The 18,462-nt window shown below is 59.3% G+C and carries 19 protein-coding genes; 9 read left to right on the forward strand and 10 right to left on the reverse strand.

The window, feature by feature from the left end:
• The first annotated feature begins 6 nt into the window (after nucleotides 1-6).
• The 3 genes from DXT96_RS24495 to DXT96_RS24505 all read left to right on the forward strand — a co-directional run bounded on the left by DXT96_RS24495 (nucleotide 7) and on the right by DXT96_RS24505 (nucleotide 3,265).
• A complete protein-coding gene (locus tag DXT96_RS24495; RefSeq protein ID WP_153516864.1) occupies nucleotides 7-807 on the forward strand; it encodes a creatininase family protein in 801 nt (266 codons plus the stop codon).
• Nucleotides 808-924: 117 nt separating this feature from the next.
• A complete protein-coding gene (locus DXT96_RS24500; RefSeq protein WP_153516865.1) occupies nucleotides 925-2,043 on the forward strand; it encodes a GTP-binding protein in 1,119 nt (372 codons plus the stop codon).
• A gap of 229 nt (nucleotides 2,044-2,272) precedes the next feature.
• Nucleotides 2,273-3,265, forward strand: coding sequence for a WD40 repeat domain-containing protein (locus DXT96_RS24505; protein ID WP_149901565.1), 993 nt, complete (start codon nucleotides 2,273-2,275; stop codon nucleotides 3,263-3,265).
• 163 nt (nucleotides 3,266-3,428) lie between these two features.
• Here the strand turns inward: DXT96_RS24505 and DXT96_RS24510 are convergent, their stop codons facing one another.
• From DXT96_RS24510 to DXT96_RS24520, 3 genes are all read right to left on the reverse strand, one after another.
• On the reverse strand, nucleotides 3,429-4,610 hold the full coding sequence (locus DXT96_RS24510) for an MFS transporter (RefSeq protein ID WP_153516866.1): 1,182 nt from the start codon (nucleotides 4,608-4,610) through the stop codon (nucleotides 3,429-3,431).
• A gap of 283 nt (nucleotides 4,611-4,893) precedes the next feature.
• On the reverse strand, nucleotides 4,894-5,541 hold the full coding sequence (locus DXT96_RS24515) for an outer membrane protein (RefSeq protein WP_153516867.1): 648 nt from the start codon (nucleotides 5,539-5,541) through the stop codon (nucleotides 4,894-4,896).
• Nucleotides 5,542-6,030: 489 nt separating this feature from the next.
• Complete coding sequence (locus DXT96_RS24520) at nucleotides 6,031-6,318, reverse strand: hypothetical protein (RefSeq protein WP_149901568.1); 288 nt, start codon at nucleotides 6,316-6,318, stop codon at nucleotides 6,031-6,033.
• A gap of 270 nt (nucleotides 6,319-6,588) precedes the next feature.
• On the opposite strand from DXT96_RS24520, the gene DXT96_RS24525 reads away from it, so the two are divergent.
• The 3 genes from DXT96_RS24525 to DXT96_RS24535 all read left to right on the forward strand — a co-directional run bounded on the left by DXT96_RS24525 (nucleotide 6,589) and on the right by DXT96_RS24535 (nucleotide 9,555).
• Entirely contained in the window at nucleotides 6,589-7,767 is a 1,179-nt protein-coding gene (locus DXT96_RS24525; RefSeq protein ID WP_153516868.1) for a hypothetical protein, read from the forward strand.
• Nucleotides 7,768-7,858: 91 nt separating this feature from the next.
• On the forward strand, nucleotides 7,859-8,500 hold the full coding sequence (locus tag DXT96_RS24530) for a DUF1007 family protein (RefSeq protein ID WP_194287735.1): 642 nt from the start codon (nucleotides 7,859-7,861) through the stop codon (nucleotides 8,498-8,500).
• Nucleotides 8,494-9,555, forward strand: coding sequence for a nickel/cobalt transporter (locus DXT96_RS24535; RefSeq protein WP_149901570.1), 1,062 nt, complete (start codon nucleotides 8,494-8,496; stop codon nucleotides 9,553-9,555). Before DXT96_RS24530 ends, DXT96_RS24535 begins: the two co-directional genes overlap by 7 nt.
• Before the next feature lie 79 nt (nucleotides 9,556-9,634).
• Here DXT96_RS24535 and DXT96_RS24540 read toward each other — a convergent pair whose 3' ends face one another.
• The 4 genes from DXT96_RS24540 to DXT96_RS24560 form a co-directional block, all read right to left on the reverse strand.
• Nucleotides 9,635-9,844 (reverse strand): hypothetical protein, encoded by a 210-nt coding sequence (locus DXT96_RS24540; protein WP_153516869.1) that lies wholly within the window; start codon nucleotides 9,842-9,844, stop codon nucleotides 9,635-9,637.
• Entirely contained in the window at nucleotides 9,837-10,523 is a 687-nt protein-coding gene (locus DXT96_RS24545; protein WP_153516870.1) for a GNAT family N-acetyltransferase, read from the reverse strand. Before DXT96_RS24545 ends, DXT96_RS24540 begins: the two co-directional genes overlap by 8 nt.
• A gap of 297 nt (nucleotides 10,524-10,820) precedes the next feature.
• Nucleotides 10,821-11,516, reverse strand: coding sequence for a tellurite resistance TerB family protein (locus DXT96_RS24555; protein ID WP_149901573.1), 696 nt, complete (start codon nucleotides 11,514-11,516; stop codon nucleotides 10,821-10,823).
• A 109-nt stretch (nucleotides 11,517-11,625) separates the two neighbouring features.
• Nucleotides 11,626-12,264 carry a 2-dehydro-3-deoxy-phosphogluconate aldolase gene (locus tag DXT96_RS24560; RefSeq protein ID WP_149901574.1) on the reverse strand — a complete coding sequence of 213 codons (639 nt, stop codon included), beginning with the start codon at nucleotides 12,262-12,264 and terminating at the stop codon, nucleotides 11,626-11,628.
• A 172-nt stretch (nucleotides 12,265-12,436) separates the two neighbouring features.
• Here DXT96_RS24560 and DXT96_RS24565 point away from each other — a divergent pair, with 172 nt between their 5' ends.
• The 3 genes from DXT96_RS24565 (at nucleotide 12,437) to DXT96_RS24575 (ending at nucleotide 14,863) form a co-directional block, all read left to right on the forward strand.
• Nucleotides 12,437-12,925, forward strand: coding sequence for a CYTH domain-containing protein (locus DXT96_RS24565; protein ID WP_149901575.1), 489 nt, complete (start codon nucleotides 12,437-12,439; stop codon nucleotides 12,923-12,925).
• Entirely contained in the window at nucleotides 12,909-13,817 is a 909-nt protein-coding gene (locus tag DXT96_RS24570) for a CHAD domain-containing protein (protein WP_153516871.1), read from the forward strand. Before DXT96_RS24565 ends, DXT96_RS24570 begins: the two co-directional genes overlap by 17 nt.
• Before the next feature lie 101 nt (nucleotides 13,818-13,918).
• Complete coding sequence (locus DXT96_RS24575; protein ID WP_153516872.1) at nucleotides 13,919-14,863, forward strand: rhodanese-related sulfurtransferase; 945 nt, start codon at nucleotides 13,919-13,921, stop codon at nucleotides 14,861-14,863.
• 57 nt (nucleotides 14,864-14,920) lie between these two features.
• Here the strand turns inward: DXT96_RS24575 and DXT96_RS24580 are convergent, their stop codons facing one another.
• The 3 genes from DXT96_RS24580 to DXT96_RS24590 all read right to left on the reverse strand — a co-directional run bounded on the left by DXT96_RS24580 (nucleotide 14,921) and on the right by DXT96_RS24590 (nucleotide 18,451).
• On the reverse strand, nucleotides 14,921-16,108 hold the full coding sequence (locus DXT96_RS24580; RefSeq protein ID WP_153516873.1) for a Gfo/Idh/MocA family protein: 1,188 nt from the start codon (nucleotides 16,106-16,108) through the stop codon (nucleotides 14,921-14,923).
• Between the two features lie 71 nt (nucleotides 16,109-16,179).
• On the reverse strand, nucleotides 16,180-17,232 hold the full coding sequence (locus DXT96_RS24585; protein WP_153516874.1) for a sugar phosphate isomerase/epimerase: 1,053 nt from the start codon (nucleotides 17,230-17,232) through the stop codon (nucleotides 16,180-16,182).
• A 145-nt stretch (nucleotides 17,233-17,377) separates the two neighbouring features.
• Nucleotides 17,378-18,451: an ABC transporter ATP-binding protein gene (locus DXT96_RS24590; protein WP_153516875.1), complete on the reverse strand. Its 1,074-nt coding sequence runs from the start codon at nucleotides 18,449-18,451 to the stop codon at nucleotides 17,378-17,380.
• Nucleotides 18,452-18,462 lie beyond the last annotated feature (11 nt).

Raw genomic sequence — 18,462 nt, forward strand, 5'->3', positions numbered from 1 at the left:
TGCCAGATGCCAAACACATACACGCATTATCACGACGAAAACGTAACAGACCCTCATCTTCGCGCAACAGGTGCAATTTCCGTGTTGCCGCTGGGCGCACATGAACAGCATGGTCCGCACCTGCCGTTCGAGACCGATACGCTGATTGCGCAGGGTATCGTCACCCGCCTTGCCGCCGCCCTGCCCGGCCATCTGCCAATCTCGTTCCTGCCGGTGGAACCCGTCGGATATTCCATCGAACACATGGATGTGCCGGGCACGAAGACCCTACGTTACGACGAAGCCATCGAACGTTGGCTCAGCATTGCGCAGGCCGAATATGAAAAAGGCGTGCGCAAATTCGTGATGCTGAACGCCCATGGCGGCAATTCGCCGCTGATGACCATCGTCGCCACCGAAGCCCGCGCCCGCTTCGGCATGCTGGCGGTCGCCACCAGCTGGACCCGCTTCGGCGTGCCGGCGGATGTGGTGAGGCCGGAAGACAAGGCGATCGACATCCATGGCGGCGATATCGAAACCTCCGTCATGCTGGCGCTCTGCCCGGAACGGGTGGCTATGGACAAGGTTGCCGACTTCCCCTCGCGTCAAAGCGATTTCGCCAGCCGTTTCAAACATCTGCGCGCCTATGGCCCGCACGCCTTCGGCTGGCTGATGAGCGATCTCAACGCTCACGGCGTTGCCGGAAACGCCGCCGCTGCCACGGCGCAAAAGGGTGAAAGGCTGATCTCGCACGCCGTCAGCGGCCTTGTCGAACTGCTTGAAGACGTCCACGCTTTTGACATAACGTTATTTCATAACAAAATTTGAGCCACTTGGCCGGTTTAGGCCAAAATCTCTTTGAACTGCCCGGATGTCGCGCCTATATGGACGGCAACACTTCTTCCTTGAGGCCTCTAAGGGCCTTGTCTCCACGCGGGGTTTTCCATGACCGAAACAGCACCAGCCAAGCCCATTCCAGTCACCGTCCTGACGGGATATCTCGGCGCCGGCAAAACGACGCTTCTCAACCGCATTCTCTCCGAGAACCACGGCAAGAAATACGCTGTCATCGTCAATGAATTCGGCGAGATCGGCATCGATAATGATCTGATCGTCGAATCCGACGAAGAAATCTACGAAATGAACAATGGCTGCGTATGCTGCACGGTGCGCGGCGACCTGATCCGCGTGGTCGAAGGCCTGATGCGCCGTCCCGGCCGCTTCGACGGCATCATCGTCGAGACGACAGGGCTTGCCGACCCGGTTCCCGTCGCCCAGACCTTTTTCATGGATGACGATGTGCGCGCCAAGACCGAGCTGGATGCCGTCATTGCGCTTGTTGATGCCAAGCACCTGCCGCTGCGCCTCAAGGATAGCCGCGAGGCTGAAGACCAGATCGCCTTTGCCGACGTCGTCATCGTCAACAAGACCGATCTCGTCACGCCGGAAGAACTGGCCCGTGTGGAAGATGTCGTTCGCGCCATCAACCCTTCCGCCCGCATCTACAAGGCTACCCGCTCGGGCGTCGATCTCGCCCGCGTTCTCGATCAGGGCGCGTTCAATCTGGAACGGGCACTTGAAAACGATCCGCATTTCCTTGAACACGGCCATGAGGACCACGCCTGCGGTCCCGATTGCGACCACCACCATCATGACCATGATCATGGGCACGACCATGACCACCATCATCACGACCATGATCACGCGCATCATGACCATGGCCACGATCACCACCACCATGGCGCGGTTTCGCCGATTCATGATGTGACGGTGCAATCCGTGTCGCTGCGCGGCGGTGAGATGAATGCGGAACGTTTCTTCCCGTGGATCCAGAAAGTGACGCAGACCGACGGCCCTAACATTCTGCGCCTCAAGGGCATCATCGCCTTCAAGGGCGATGCGGAACGTTACGTCGTGCAGGGCGTGCACATGATCATCGAAGGTGATCACCAGCGCCCATGGAAAGAAGGCGAAAAGCGCGAAAGCCGCCTCGTCTTTATCGGCCGCGAACTCGACCGCGAAAAGCTGGAAAAGAGCTTCAACGCCTGCCTCGCGACCGCTTGAGGTTTTTGAAGGACGCACCGAGACGCTCTTTTGTGTTCCCGGTGCCCTTCCCCACTCTCGACGTCATCCTCGGGCTTGACCCGAGGACCCATTGCCGCCAGCATGTGGATGGCCGGGTCAGACCCGACCATGACGCGACGGGTTGAAACCGCACCAACGGGTCTTCCCGGCCTGGTCAGCGACCGAAATCCACCAAACGAAAAACACATAGACGAAAGACCGATTCCCCATGCCGACTGTTGCCCCGCTTGATATCGAAGGCCACGTGGTCTCGACCCATTTTCTCGGCGACATTCCGCTGTTTGCCACCGCCGCCGGCACCATTCACCGGCTGGATGGCGGCGAGAAGGTAACGCAGGCGCATGACGGGCTGCTGACCTGCATTCGTGATCCCTACAGCGCCACGCTGCTTTCCGGCGGCGAAGATGGGCGCGTGCTGCGCATCGGCCACGACGGCAGCATCAGCGAGCTGGCGAACGTGCCGCGCAAATGGATCGGCGTCGTCGCCGGCGGGCCGCAGAAGGCGGTCGCTTATGGCGTCGGCAAGTCCAGCTTCGTGCGCCTGTCGGACGGCACGGTCAAGGAATTCAAGGAAGAGCGCACGGTGGAGGCCATCGCCTTTGCGCCCAAGGGCCTGCGCATCGCGGTGGCGCGTTATAACGGCGTGACGCTGCATTGGGTGGCGAGCGCCGGCGATCCGGTCGATCTGGAATGGAAGGGCGCTCATACCGGCGTCATTTTCTCGCCTGATGGCAAGTTCCTTGTCACCACCATGCAGGAAAACGCCCTGCATGGCTGGAAGATGGAGGCCACGAAAGGAGGCATGGAAGCCCGCCACATGCGCATGACGGGGTATCCCGCCAAGGTCAAATCCATTTCCTGGTCGGCAAAGGGCAAATGGCTTGCATCTTCCGGCGCACCGGCTGCCATCGTCTGGCCATTTGCCGGCAAGGACGGCCCGATGGGCAAGGCGCCGGAAGAACTCGGCAGCCGCGCCAACATCATGGTCACCCATGTCGCCTTCCACCCGGTGGAAGACGTGCTGGCCATCGGCTTCATCGACGGCATGATCCTCGGCGTGCGCCTGGCAGATGGCAAGGAAGCTCTGCTGCGCCGCCCCGGCAAGGGTGCGATCACAGCCATGGACTGGAGCGCCACCGGCAAACTGCTCGCCTTTGCCTCAGAGGCGGGTGATTGCGGTATCATCGACATTTCAGCGTAAGGGCGGACGGGGCCGTATCCGTCAACGCGGCCTTGAGCCGAGGTCCTGGGGATAAAGTCCTTGATCGCGAAAGACACACTTCGCACGGTGCAGACGCGCCATGACGGGATGCCGGCTCAAGGCCGGCATGACGGAGGAGAGGTTTTTGGCATGCACAAAGGCCCTACTCGCTCACCTGGCGTCGCGTCAGGAAAAGCATCAGCAGGGCCGCTCCAGCGCCAACCGAAGCAAGCCTTATCGACGTGCCGAAGCTCGCATATTGCGATACAAACCCCATCAGCGGCACCGCAAACAGCCCGGCAAGAAAGATGGAGTTCATGTAGAGCGCGGTTGCCCGCGCCGTGCGCCCGCGCGCGAAACCCTGCACGAAGGTCAGGCATGTACCGGCACAAAGTCCGTAATAGGCTCCCTCCAGCGCCGCGCCGACCAACATGGCCGGTAGCGTCGTGACCGAAGCTATGACATTGAACGCGACGATCGCCATCACGGCCGCGATGCAGAGAAGGATGCGGGCGCTGACCCGGCGCATGATCCTCGGTGCAAGCAGGATGAGCAGCACCTCCATGGCGCATTTGACGCTGAGCGACAGGCCCGGCGCATAATCCGGCAGGCCCACCTCGCGCACCAAAAAAACCGGCAGGGCGGAAGCGCAGAGCGCATGGGCGAAAGACATGCAAAAACTGGCCGCCGCCGCCAGAATGAGCGGCAGGTTGCGCCCTTCATCGGCCTCGCCCTCCAGCCGCCGCTCCATCGGGCATGTCTGGCCGCGCGGCACGATGGCAAGCGCAAGCCCGCCCCAGATGGTTGTCATCAGCATGGCGATGCCAAATACGGCCTTTGCGCCGGCAAGATCGAAGATGAGATAGGCTGCAGCCGGCAGCAGCATCCACGCCAACGACACCATCGTCCGCAGGAAAGCGTTATAAGAGGCGGTATTCAACGCCTGCACCCGGCCGTGATAACGTCCGTAACTGAAGATGAGGGTGCTGGCAGCGTTGGAAAGCCCCATGCCGACCGCCGTTATCGCCACCAGCAGTCCCAAATGCCCGAAGGTCGCAGCCCCCACCGCGACAAAAGCGCCGGACACGGAGAGAAGCAGCAACGGCCGCACCCGCACCCCGGCATCGACACGCTCGCCATAAAAACGGCTGGCGAGAATCGAGGCAACCATCGCCGTCACGCTATAAAGGCCAAGCGTTGCCGGCGGATGGCCGAGCACCTGAATGATGTAAAAACCGATAAACGGCACGACAGCCGCGTTGGTGCCGCCGGCAACGAAGACCAGCAGCGCGATCATATAGGCCTGACGATCAAAAGCGCCCGGCGAAGTGCTTTTCTGAAGCATGGGGAATCGATTGGAAGCTGGGAGACGGGACAGGATCGCACCATCTCACCAAAACCGACCGCGGTTCAAGCTCGTAAATCAGGAAGCGCACGGTTTTTGGCTTTGAACGAAACGTGCTTCTTCTTTCGCGTCTCCCGGCAAGCACAGCCTCGCAATAAGTTACCCGGCCCGGCAGAACATCTTCCGCCGGGCCGGTATGGATCGATAAAACGGTCCCATGGTTGCCCATGGCGTTGGCGCTATCAGCGACCTCGTCTTCTCCGAAGAGCGGAAGCGCCCCTGATCAGAACTTTACGCCGAGACCAACCTTGACGACATGTTCATTGACATCGCCGACCGACGAGATCGCAGCCGTTCTATACGTCGCCTTACCAAAATCGTTGTAGCGATATTCAACGCGGCCGAACAAATTGTTGGTGAACGCGTAATCAATACCGGCGCCAACCGTCCAGCCATGCAGCACTTTGCTGTCCTTGCCGAACGGTGCATCCACTTCACTGTCGGTCGCGGTGTAGCCGCCGGCAGTGTAGATCAAGGCACGATCGATGGCATAACCGGCACGCAGACGCGCGGAGCCGTTCAGACCTGCGGAAACCTTGCTGGTAACAATGGTTTTGTCCCCCCAGGCATAACCAAGGTCACCTTCGACGCCGAGAACGACGGATGGTGCCACCTCGAAATTATAACCGGCAAAACCGGAAAAACGGGCGCCATCGAATTCATGCTTTGTGGTGACGCCAAAAGTGGTCGACTTCACACGGTTCCAGCCATAACCAGCCGAAGCACCGGCGTAAAAACCGTCCCAGGAAAAGGAAGGCGCGACGTCATTGACATACGGTGCAGCCGGAATGTCATTGACCGCATCAGCGGCAACCGCAGCACCCGAAAACACGCCGAGTGTGACGAGCGCCAGAAATGATTGTTTCAACATGCGATAGCTCCTTGAAAAATAACTTCACCCACCACGCTGCGGGGCACGAACAAATCCGCCACGAAACACAACGTAATTAACAAGGTGAACGCACCTTATGATTGAAGCTCAACAAGGTTAACATCGTGTGAAAATTATAAAAATATAAGTATGAACGATATAAATCCGTTAATATTTCCAGACATAACAATATATAAATTAGACAATCGACACATAAATCCGAGCGATCATAATTAAGCGATTACGGCTAAGTCCAATCTACAAAATCCATCAGAAGTAGCGTTAAGCACGCAACATTGTGAAAGTATGGCAGAGAAAATATGAACAAAAAAAGGGGGCCGCGAGGCCCCCTTTCAGGTGTGCGATGCGCCGTTTGTTGTTGCCGGAAGCGCCATGCGTCATACACACGCAACTCGGAGATCGTTCCCGGCTTATGTCCTGCGCGCATCGTTACCGTCGAAAATCCCTGTCGATTTTCGATCTGACTGATTAGTGCCGACGCTTCTTGCCGCCGTCATTCTTGTTGTCGATGACATCGACGGAGGTCTTGTTGCCGTTCAGAATACCGCTCAGGATGCCGGTCTTGTTGCCGTTCAGAATCCCGTTATTGGACAGGATACCGTTCAGCCCCAAATCGATGCTTGGCGACACGACGACGAGCGCGCCGCCCTTGTTGCTGTTTCCGGAAAGGATACCGCCCAGAAGACCGCCGGCATTGGCCTGACCAACGGAAGCGATAGTAAGAACAGCGGCTACACAAGCAAATTTAGCAATCATTTCTCTCTCCTCTTATGTTTGATCACGCCCTATGGCGTAACTGAACTGTATATTTAGAGGATTCTAATTCAAGCAAAGGCTAATATTACAATAAACGATTAACACTAATACTTGTGAATTTAATAAAACTTTATCGATCCTGCACCGTGTTCCTCACGCTGACCTGATTGCTCTGAGTAATCATTTGCTGTTGTGGCAGTAAAAAATCCCCGGAAACTTTATTAACCATCTAAATATAAGATATTGCTTAATTAGAGACCGGAGATGCGAATGCGACTGGGGGGATGTATCGCGCTTGTTCTTGGGCTTGCCTGCGCCTCCGGCGCGCGGGCGGGTGAAAGTGCGGATGAGCACAATTTCACCTACAAGTCGGGCGTCGCCTATGACACCAATTATTTCGCCGATACCAATCGCCTGAGCGCGATTTCGCTGCGCGCCGGCTTCGGGCTCAACGGCAAGGTCGCGCTGGAAGGGACGGAACTGCGTTATGCGCTCGAGCACGAGGAGGTCCGTCTCCCCCGTTATAGTTTTGCCAATGAGCACAACACCATTGCCTCGTTGGGGTTGACCAGGCGTTTTTCCGAAAAACTGGAATGGGCCATCGAGTTGCGTGGCACGCGCAGCGATGCCGGTGATATCTTTGTGCACCTGCCCGAAGAAGACATCGGTTATCGGCGGCTGGACCACAAACTGGAGGCCTCTTCCCAGCTCGGCATCCTCGCTTTGGGCGGCAAGAACACGCTGACGGCAAGCCTTGCCAGCCTGATGAAGGGCAAGGCGCGTTTCAGGCCGGCCTATTTCCTGCCCACCCGGCTGGAAGCCAATGAGGCACTTTTATCCCTCAAGGCCGAGCATGAACGACCGCTGGGCGGCGGCGAAGCGGGGCTGACACTCGCTTATGACCGCATCGTCGTGCCGGAAAGCCAGCAGGAAAAATACGAGCGGTTTGAGGCCAATACGTTGCGCGGCTCACTGGCCTATGGTTACAAGTTCTCCGAACGTTTCGCGGTTCTGGCTGAGGCGGGCCTCACAACCATTTCCGGCGATGAGATCAGCGACAAGGTGAAGCGCACCCGGCCCTACCTGCGGACAGAAGCCGAGGTAAAAGCCACCGACCGCATAACCTTCGGCGCCGGCTTTTCGCAGGACTATGCGCTTTTCGACCCGGATGACCCGATCGCCGAATTCCATCGGCGCTGGCAACTGGTCATGAAAAGCAAGCTCACCGACAAGGTGGGGCTCAACCTTGCCCTGCAGCGCGTTCACAAGGACTGGATCTATTATAATTACGACACCAGCGAGCGCAGGCTGGTGGCCACACTCTCCTTCGACACCGGCAAGAGCAGCAAGCTTGAAGTGGAATTCAACCGTCTTCTGCATGGCGAGCGCGATACCGACTTCTCTTATAGTGGCTCCAGCGTCACCTCACGTTTCACCGGCACATTCTGAAATATCCCGCCGGTTGGTGCCGGGTCGAAATTCGGTCCCAATTTCTGCTAGACTCGGGCCTTCAAGATTCGAAGGCAGGACAGACCGGATAATGAACAGACGATTTTTGCTTCTAGCGGCCGGCCTTGCCTGTATTCCTGTCGCGGCCTCGGCCCATCCGCACATCTTCGCCGAGGCGCGCATGGAAATTGTCGAGGGGCCGAACGGCACCGTGCAGGAGGTGCGCAACATCTGGCGTTTCGACGAGATGTTCTCGGCAAGCGTGGTGATGGACTACGACAAGAACAGCGATCTGAAGCTGGACAAGGACGAGTTGGCCGACATCGGCAATACCGTGCTTGAATCGCTTGCCGAATATTCCTACTACACCTTCATCACCGCCGACAGCAAACCGGTTGCATTTGGAAAGCCGGAGGCCATTCACGTCGACTACAAGGACAATCAGATCCTGATGTTCTTTTCGGTCAAGCCGACCAAGCCTCTGGCCATCAAGGGTAAGCTGAGCTTCGGTGCGTGGGATCCGACCATGTATACGGCCATCGATTTCGCGAAAGACGGCGATCTGGCGATGCAGGGCAAGGATCTCGCCGCCTGCAAGCACCATGTCGTCCGCCCGGACCCGGACGAAGTGCTCGCCCAAAACCAGAGCACCTTGACCGACGCCTTTTTCAACGACCCAACCGGCACCGATATGACCAAAATGTTCGCCACCCGGCTGGAGGTGACATGCTAAGCCGCAGCGGGCGTCTGGCCGGACATCTGAGCATCGTCGCCATCGGTTTGCTTGCCGTTGCGGGTGCTGCCCATGCGCAATCGCCGCTCGGCATCGGTTCGGCCGAACCGTCCTTTGCGCTCGGCGGACCGTTTGCGCCGCTGATGCAATGGATCAATGTGCACCAGCAGATGTTCTACCGGGCGCTGACCGGCGCGTTGAAAGCCATGCGCGAGGATGGCTGGGCGCTTGGCTCGCTGATCGGCCTATCCTTTGCCTATGGCGTTTTTCACGCCGCTGGCCCCGGCCATGGCAAGGCCGTCATCTCGTCCTATATGATCGCCAATGAAACGCAGCTGAGACGCGGCATTCTGATTTCCTTCGTGTCGGCGCTTCTTCAGGGCGCAGTGGCCATCGGACTCGTCGGCGCGGCATGGCTCGTTTTGCGCGGCACGTCCATCACCATGACGAAGGCGACACAGGCGATGGAGATCGCCAGTTTCGCCATGGTGGCGCTGTTCGGGGCCTGGCTTCTGGTGCGCAAACTCTGGTCGCTGCGCATTCGGCGCGAGCCCGTCGCCGTCTTCGCCACTGCGGGCGAAACATCGACCGGCAGAGCCACCGGCATGGGCACCGGACTACGGTTCCAGGGCAAGCCGGTTTTTGCCGATCACGACCATGATGGCACGGGCGACCTCTGCTCGGCCTGCGGCAAATCCCATGCGCCCGATCCCATGCTTTTGAAAAGCAAGAACTTCAGCCTGCACGAGGCATGGTCGGCCATCATCGCGGTGGGGCTGCGGCCCTGCTCGGGCGCGATCATCGTCATGAGTTTCGCGCTTCTGAACGGGCTTTTCCTCGGCGGGGTGCTATCGGTCCTCGCCATGTCGCTCGGCACCGCCATCACCGTGTCGGCTCTCGCCATCATGGCGGTATCGGCCAAGGGCCTTGCCGTGCGTTTTGCCGGCCCCGGCAGCCGCAAGGCAGCGGGCATCAGCCACGCGATCGAGATCGCCGGCGCACTGTTCGTTTTGATCATGGGGCTGTTATTGCTCGGCGCGTCGCTTCGATTCTAGAGCATTTCCGGTAAAAACGCGGAGCGGCTTACGTCCGGAAATGCATTAGAACAAAAGACTTGGAGCACGTGGTGGTACTCTAACCGTCGCGGCGACGCTGGTAACGTGCGCGCAGCCAGAACACCAGGAAGAAACAAAGCACCGCCACGGTACCGAAGGCAGCGGCGAGCCAGGGCGAATAATCACCCAGCCACAGCATGATTTTCGGCATGATGAAAAACACCAGCCCGAAGCCGATGATGATGAGGGCGGCGGCAATGGCCGGCGACCAATCCTTTTTCTCAACCATTGGCAAGCTCCGCACGGATATCCTCGAGCTTGCGCTTCTGCGCCCCGTCATCTGCAAAATTCTCCGGCGAAAGCCAGATTTCGAAAGCCCTGCCGATCAGCGGCCATTCGCCGTCGATCATCGAAAACCACGCGGTATCGCGGTTCTCGCCCTTGGAAATCATATGCTGGCGGAAGACGCCTTCGAAGGTGAAACCGTAACGTTTCGCGGTGATTTTCGACGGCTCGTTTTCATTATGGCATTTCCACTCGTAGCGGCGGTAACCCAGATCCTCGAAAACATGTCTCGCCATCAGGTAATGCGCCTCAGTGGACAAGGGCGAGCGCTTCATCTTGCCGCCATGGGCGACAGAACCGACCTCGACCACGCCATTGGCAGGATCGGGCCGCATGTAGCTCGCCATGCCCACGACATCACCACTGGCATTTTCCACGAAGACCAGCGTAACCCAGTTGAGCTTTTGTCCCGCACCAATCAGCCAGTCGCCAAAGGCATCAGCATCGGGAAAGGCGTTTTGCGGAAAATATTTGAGAAGAGCATTAACGCCCTCACCGCCAAGTGCCGCCCAGAGCTTCGCGAGATGCCTGCCACGATCAAACGGCTCCGCCGTCACGTAACGGCCCTTCAACACCACCGGCTGTGGCGCCGGACATCCCTTGAAATCACTCAGATCGCGCATTCTCTTCCCCATTGTCTGGGACAAGGATTAGGGCAAGCGGGATGGGATGACAACCGGGAAGTGGGACATGTCGGCGGTGGTCGCGTTTCCGCTTCGGTGAGTGTGGCTCACCCCCCTCTGCCCTGCCGGGCATCTCCCCCTCAAGGGGGGAGATCGACTCGCGGATAAGTCTCGCCCCTCTCAACATTTGCGAATGAAGTGGTGGTAGCGCCTCCTGCCGATCTCCCCCCTTGAGGGGGAGATGTCCGGCAGGACAGAGGGGGGTGAGCGCCACCCACAGACGTCAAAAGCCGGACGTCAAACCTTCGCCGCCACCACCGTCGCCTCGATATGGTCCACCAGCGCATCCGGCAACCCCAACCGCCCGGCCAAAAGATCGAGATATCCCCGCTCCGCACGCGTATCGGCCTCGATGGCAAGCCGCGAAGCGGTATAAAGCTCGACCTTCTGCTCTTCCGTGCGGGCGGCGGCCACCAGTGCGTCTATATCCAGCGGATCGGCCAGCTCCTTTTCCAGGAACCGCTCTGCTTCCGTATCGAGGCCGGAGACCTGCACCTTGTCCATGATATTGGCGCGCTCCTTCTCATCGATATGACCGTCGGCCTTGGCGGCAGCGATCATCGCCTGGATGAGCTTCAGGGCAAAATCATTGGAAAGGGCGGGCGATTGCGGATGGAAGGCGGAATCGGCGGGCGGGGCCAGAAGCTCCGGCTCGGGTTTCGGCGCGGCTTCCGGGGCCTGCCCGGACTTGTAATTCTTGTAGGCGAGATAACCGAGGCCGGCGATGGCGGCGACACCGCCGATGGTGGCGACATTGCCGGCGAGCTTGCGGCCGGTCTTGGTGCCCAGAATGGCGGCGGCGAGAGCACCTGCCTTCATAGGGTTGTTCTTGGCGATATCGGCGGCCTGCCCGGCTCTGTCACGGACGCTTCCCGAAAGGCCCGGCACCTGCGAGCCGAGGAATTGTTCAAGAAGCTTCTTGGCGTCGAACATCAAAATCTCCTGTAAAGGTCAAAATCTACAGGGGAGATAGGAAGCCGCGGCGCGAATATAAATGTCAAACCCGCTCACGCCTTCGTGAACGGGTTTGAAGCAATGTCAATCATCCGCGCAGAGCGGCCGCTTCAGCGGCAAGCTTGGTGATGCCCGCCCAGTCGCCGGTCGCCACCAGTTCACGCGGGGCGACCCAGGAGCCGCCGACGCAGACGACGTTCGGGAGCGACAGATAGTCATTGGCATTCTTCAGCGAAACGCTGCCGGTCGGGCAGAACACCGTGCCGGCGAGCGGCGAGGACAGCGCCTTGAGGTAAGGAGCGCCGCCAGCCTGTTCGGCGGGGAAGAACTTCAGGACCTTGTAGCCCTCGTCACGCAGCGCCATGACTTCGCTGGCGGTGGCCGCACCCGGAAGCAACGGCACGTTGGAGCCGTGCGCTGCCTGCAGCACACTTTTATTGATGCCGGGACTGACGATGAAGGTGGAGCCCGCTTCGGCTGCGGCTTCAAAATCCCGGGCGTTGAGAATGGTGCCGGCACCGACATGGGCGCCTTCCACTTCCGCGGCAACCGCGCGGATGGCATCGAGTGCCGCCGGCGTGCGCATGGTGATCTCGATTGCCTTCAGGCCGCCAGCGACCAAAGCGCGCGCAAGCGGCACGGCGGAAGCGGCATCATCCACGATCAGCACCGGCACGACCGGCTGAAGTTTGAGGATGGAAAGAAGTTTTTCGGAGTCCTGGGCCAAGATGAGCCTCCCTTGCGCGATTGAAACGATTGAAATCCCGTTTACCGATTAGCCTGCCCCGGCTATGATGTCGAGGCGTGGCAAGGCCATTTTTTATCCAGATACTTCAATCAATTCGCTTCTTCGCGACATCATCTTGCGATAATCTGACGCACCAGTTTGCGGAGACAGCATGGCCAAGGAAATTGAACGGAAGTTTCTTGTTGCAGGCGGTGAATGGCGCGATGAGGTGACGCATAGCATGGCTTTTCGGCAGGCATATGTCGCTTCGCTGGAAAATCGCTCGGTCCGGGTCAGGATCGTCAATGGGCGTGATGCGACACTGACCATCAAGATCGGCGCAAGCGCGCTTGTCCGCGACGAATATGAATACCCCATCCCCCTCAGAGACGCGGAAGAGTTGATGGCGAGTGCGCCGGGGGTGGTGATAGAAAAGACACGTCACACGGTTGACCATGGCGGTTTCACCTGGGAAATCGATGTTTTCGAAGGCCGGTATCAGGGGCTGGTCGTCGCCGAAGTGGAAATGAACGACGAGAATGCCAAACCCGACCTGCCGTCTTGGCTTGGGAAAGAGGTGACGGGTGACCGCCGCTTTTCCAACCAGTCGCTCGCCATGGACTGTTCGAGTGGAGACTTGCAGGATGCCCTTCAGGATTGATCCGAAAAAGCCCTTTGGCGACGAAATCCGCCGCGCCGGGCTGGAACTGATTAAGGACGCGATTACGATCCTTCGCGACCAGCCTTCCGGTTCACATGAGGCGGTGCACGATGCCCGCAAGCGCTTCAAGCGGCTGCGGGCGCTCTACCGCCTCATCCGCAAGGCGGCGCCCGATTTCAACCGCGAGGAAAATGCCCGTTTCCGCGATATTGCCCGCTCACTCGCCTTTGCGCGGGATGCGACGGCGCTGGTGGAAACGGCGGAATATCTCGAGGCTTTTGCGCTCTCCGATGCGCAAGGTCAGGCGTTGCGATCGATTACGGCAATGCTGCGCGAGCGTCGCGACGACGCCATCAACCATGAGGTCGATCTTGACGGCGCCATTGCGGCGGCTATCGCCGGCTGCGAGGCGGGACACGAAAGGCTTGCGGCTCTCTCTCTGCCGGATGATCTGAAAAAGACGGCGAGGCTGGTGAGAAGCAGCTGGGCGAAGCAAAGGGTAAAGGCGCGCAAGGCGCTCTCAGACTGTCGCGACCAGGCAGATGTTGAGCATTTCCACGAATTGCGCAAAGCGGGGCAGACCCACTGGATGCATCTTGGCCTCATGCGCCGCCTCTGGCCCTCCGCCATGCGCGCCAAGCGTGCCGACACCAAACGGCTGGTCGATATTCTCGGCCACGAGCATGACCTTTCAGTCCTCACCGCCGTTGCCGACCGGGAGCCGGACCGTTTCGGCAATGGCGAGCGACTGGCGCTTCTTCTCGATGCGATCATCGTAAGACAGCAGGCATTGCGAGCCGAAGGCCTTGAACTGGCGGACGAAGTCTTTTCCGAATCTGCACGCACCGAAAGCCGCATCGTCGGCCTTTTGTGGCGGCAGGCGGCTAAATAGGCTGGAAACCCGGCAGAATCTCGAGATTTGACGATTTTCAAAATGCTGGCCGCAGCGGATAAATATTGCTTTGCGGCCGCCGTCGCTGTATTTCAGCGCCCATGACCGACACGACCATTCTCCCCCGCCCGGAAGTCTCTGGTGATTTCCTTGTGGCCGCACTTTATCATTTTGCCCGCCTGCCGCGGTTCGAGAGCCTGCGCGAACAGCTGTTCGAGCTCTGCCAGAAAAACGGCGTCAAGGGCACATTGCTGCTGGCTGCCGAAGGCATCAACGGCACGATTGCCGGGCCGGATACGGGCATTCATGCGGTGCTTGCCTTCCTGCGCGCCCAGCCGGAATTTGCCGCGCTTGAGCACAAGGAAAGCCGCGCTTCGCACATGCCTTTCGTGCGGCTGAAGGTGAAGCTCAAGAAAGAGATCGTCACCATGGGCGTGCCGGATATCGATCCGAACCGCATCGTCGGCACCTATGTCGAGGCGCAGGACTGGAATGCGTTGATCACCGACCCGGACACCATCCTCATCGATACGCGCAATGATTACGAGACTGCCATCGGCCTCTTCAAGGGCGCTGTCGATCCGAAGACCAAGACCTTCCGCGAGTTTCCCGACTGGGTGAAGAACAATCCCGGCCTGCACAACAAGCCGAAGATCGCCATGTATTGCACCGGCGGCATCCGCTGCGAGAAGGCCACTGCCTTCATGAAGGAACAGGGTTTCGATGAGGTCTATCACCTCAAGGGCGGCATCCTGAAATATCTGGAAGAGGTGCCGGAAGAAGAGAGCCTCTGGGAAGGCGCCTGTTTCGTCTTCGACGAGCGCGTTTCGGTGGTGCACGGCCTTGCTGAAGGCGACCACCAGCTCTGCCACGCCTGCCGCAACCCGATAACGCCGGAAGTACGCCTGTCACCCAAATTCGAGGAAGGCGTTTCCTGCCAGAGCTGTTACGACGACCGCACCGAAGAGGACCGCCAGCGTTTCCGCGACCGCCAGCAGCAGATCGAGCTGGCGAAAAAGCGCGGCGAGCAGCATTTGGGACGATAAAACCGCCATCTTCTGCCCCGGGGGAGAGAAGATGGCGCGGTAACGTCGTATCGAGTCTTACAGCTTCACCCATCCGCCATTGTTTTTGCCGGATTCGATGCAGGCAGTAACAAAGGCAACACCCTTTACCCCATCATCGATGGTCGGATAAATCACCGCCGTGTCCAGCGCCGAACCCGTGCGGCGGGCTTCGATGGCGTGTGCAGCCTCGGTATAGATGGTGGCAAAGGCCTCGAGATAGCCTTCCGGATGGCCTGACGGAATGCGGGTGACACGCGCGGCCGCCGCCCCCGCCCCGGCACCACCACGGGTGACCAGCTGCTTCGGTTCGCCAAGCTTGGTGAACCAGAGATAATTCGGATCCGCCTGCGTCCATTCGAGGCCGGCCTTGTCGCCATAAACACGAACCTTCAGCCCGTTTTCATGGCCGACAGCCACCTGGCTGCACCAGAGCAGGCCCTTGGCGGACTGCTTGCCGTCCTTCGGCTTGAAGCGCAGCATCACATGCGCATTGTCATCCAGCCGGCGGCCTTCGACGAAAGTGTGCACATCCGCCGCCAGTTCATCGGCGTCCAGACCGGAAATGAAGCAGCCGAGATTATAGGCATGGGTGCCGATATCACCGGTGGAACCGCCGACGCCGGATTGCGCCGGATCGGTGCGCCAGACGGCCTGTTTCGCGCCGGTCTGCTCCAGCGGTTCGGCCAGCCAGTCCTGCGGATATTCCATCTGCACCAGACGGATCGTGCCGAGTGCACCGGCCTCTACCAGTTCCCGCGCATGCCGCACCATCGGATAACCGGTATAGTTATGGGTGAGGATGAAGAGGGCATCCGCCTTGTCGGCCACATCCTTCAGCTTTTTGGCGTCCTCCAGATTGGAGGTTAGCGGCTTGTCGCAGATGACATGGATGCCGCGCTCCAGAAACGCCTTCGCCGCCGGATAGTGCACATGGTTGGGCGTGACGATCGACACCGCCTCGATGCCATCTTCGCGCAGCGCTTCCTTCTCCGCCATTTCCTCGAAGGAACCGTAGCAACGTTCGGGATCAAGCCCCAACTCGCGGCCGGAAGCGAGGGATTTTTCCGGTGTGGACGACAGCGCGCCTGCGACGAGATCGAAGCGATTGTCGAGCCGGGCGGCCATGCGGTGCACGCCGCCGATAAATGCACCCGAACCGCCGCCCACCATGCCGAGGCGGATGCGCTGGTTTGCCTTGTCTGTCGTCTTACCTTCAATAGCCATAATGTCTCCTCGGCATTTTCTAAGCGCATTTCCGCACGGAAAACCGCTTCACATTTTTTCTGGAAAGGCTTTCAAAGCCCAAGCATACGACGGTTGGCCGCATCATCGGTGCCGCTGGATGCGAAATCGTCGAAGGCTTTTTCCGTAACGCGGATGATATGCGCCTTGACGAATTCGGCCCCTTCGCGCGCACCGTCTTCGGGATGTTTCAGCGCGCACTCCCACTCGACCACGGCCCAGCCGTCGAAATCATTGGCCGCCATCTTCGAGAAGACCGCGCCGAAATCCACCTGCCCGTCACCCAGCGAGCGGAAGCGGCCGGCCCGCTCCACCCAGCCCTGATAACCGCCATAAACACCCTGCCGACCGGTCGGGTTGAACTCCGCATCTTTGACGTGGAACATCTTGATGCGGTCTTTGTAGATGTCGATATTATCAAGGTAATCAAGGCATTGCAGCACGTAATGCGAGGGATCGTAGAGCATGTTGGCGCGTGGGTGGTTCTTCACCCGCTCCAGGAACATCTCGAAGGTGACGCCGTCATGCAGGTCTTCGCCCGGATGGATTTCGTAGCAGACATCCACGCCCTGCTCATCGGCATAATCGAGGATCGGCGTCCAGCGTTTCGCCAACTCGTCAAAGGCGGTTTCCACCAGACCGGCCGGGCGCTGCGGCCACGGGTAAATGAATGGCCAGGCGAGTGCGCCCGAAAAGGTCGCATGCGCCGTGATGCCGAGGTTTTTAGACGCTTTCAGCGCCATCTTGACCTGCTCCACCGCCCATTGCTGGCGCGCCTTGGGATTGCCGCGCACTTCCGGTGCGGCAAAACCATCGAAGGCTTCGTCATAGGCCGGGTGAACGGCCACCAGCTGGCCCTGCAAATGGGTGGAAAGCTCGGTCACTTCCACGCCGTTCTGGCGTGCGACGCCGGCAAACTCGCAGCAATAATCCTTCGATTCCGCTGCTTTTTTGAGATCGATCAGCTGTCCGGCCCATGTCGGCACCTGCACGCCGATATAGCCTTTTTCAGCCGCCCATTTTGTAATGCTGTCCCAGCTGTTGAACGGCGCAGCATCGCCAGCGAACTGGCCGAGAAAAAGAGCCGGCCCCTTGATCGTTCTCATAAAATAACCTCCCTGTATCGATACAGTTAAGCGGTAAAACCGCTTTCACTCCCAGCGCCAAGCTAACCGCTCGTAATTTTCAGACAAGCCCCAAAAGCGGAAGGGCAAGAGAATTTTGCTGTTTCGCTAAAAAAGCGAAATACGTTTACAGCGCCAGCCCGCTGGCCCTGTCGAACACATGCACGCGCTCATGGTGGACAGTGGCGGCAAAGGGGGTATTGACCTTCACCGGCTGCTCGCCATCCACCACCGCCGTTACCTGATCTCCCGCCAGTTCGAAGACCACATGCGTCTGCGCGCCCGTCGGCTCCACCAGCACGGTGCGGCCGGACAGCGAGATATCGCCACCGATGGCCGAGCCGATATGTTCGGGGCGAAGCCCGATCGTCACTGGCTGGCCGCGCTTGACATTGCGGGAGGCGGCGATGCGGATCGCGGTTCCGTCCTTCAGCCGGGCGGCGGGCTGGTCTCCCTCGCCATCGACCACACCTTCGATGAGGTTCATGGCCGGCGAACCGATGAAGGCGGCGACGAAGAGGTTGGCCGGTGTCTTGTAGAGTTCCAGCGGCGTACCCTGCTGTTCGATGCGGCCGTGATTGAGCACCACCACCCGGTCCGCCAGCGTCATCGCCTCGATCTGGTCATGGGTGACGTAGATCGAGGTCGTGCCAACTTTCTGATGCAGGGTTTTGATTTCGCTGCGCATTTGCACGCGCAACTTGGCGTCCAGATTGGACAGCGGCTCATCGAACAGAAAAACGGCCGGGTTGCGCACCACGGCGCGGCCCATGGCGACGCGCTGGCGCTGGCCGCCAGAAAGCTGCGAGGGCTTGCGGTCTAAAAGCTTGCCGAGATCGAGCATGCGGGCAGCTTCCGCCACGCGCTCCTCAATGACGTTTTTCGGCTGGCCGGCAATCTTCAGGTTGAAGCCCATGTTTTCAGCCACCGTCATATGCGGGTAAAGCGCATAGGACTGGAACACCATGGCGATGTTGCGCTCACGCGGCGTCATGCCGTTGACGACCTTGTCGCCGATGAGAATATCCCCATCGGTGATTTCCTCCAGCCCGGCAATCATGCGCAAAAGCGTGGATTTGCCGCAGCCGGAAGGCCCGACCAGCGCGATGAATTCGCCATCGGCTATATCGAGCGAGATGCCGTGAATGACATCGAGCGAGGCATAGGACTTGCGGATATCCCGAAGTTCGACGGAAGCCATATTTTGCTCCT

The organism is Agrobacterium sp. ICMP 6402, from assembly GCF_009498615.1.
Lineage (GTDB): Bacteria > Pseudomonadota > Alphaproteobacteria > Rhizobiales > Rhizobiaceae > Agrobacterium > Agrobacterium burrii.